The following is a 260-nucleotide window of genomic DNA, read 5'->3' as shown; positions in this document are numbered from 1 at the left end:
TCCTGGGAGAGTAGGTCGCTGCGACTCCTTACCTTCTAAATACCCTAACATTCCAGAGTAGCTCAATGGTGGAGCACCCGGCTGTTAACCGGTAGGTTGGAGGTTCGAGTCCTCTCTCTGGAGCCAAGTTTATGGCCCCTTGGTCAAGCGGTTAAGACACCGCCCTTTCACGGCGGTAACAGGGGTTCGATTCCCCTAGGGGTCACCAATGTGGGAGCATAGCTCAGCTGGGAGAGCACCTGCCTTACAAGCAGGGGGTC

2 tRNA genes are annotated in these 260 nt (G+C 56.2%); both read left to right on the top strand.

What is annotated here, in order from left to right:
• The first annotated feature begins 51 nt into the window (after positions 1 to 51).
• Positions 52 to 126 (top strand) — tRNA-Asn (locus AAIG11_RS18070).
• 7 nt (positions 127 to 133) lie between these two features.
• A tRNA-Glu gene (locus AAIG11_RS18065) sits at positions 134 to 208 on the top strand.
• Positions 209 to 260: the final 52 nt, after the last annotated feature.

Source organism: Anoxynatronum sibiricum, from assembly GCF_039414295.1.
GTDB classification, from domain to species: domain Bacteria; phylum Bacillota; class Clostridia; order Peptostreptococcales; family Tindalliaceae; genus Anoxynatronum; species Anoxynatronum sibiricum.
This window is presented reverse-complemented; position numbering and strand designations above follow the sequence as displayed.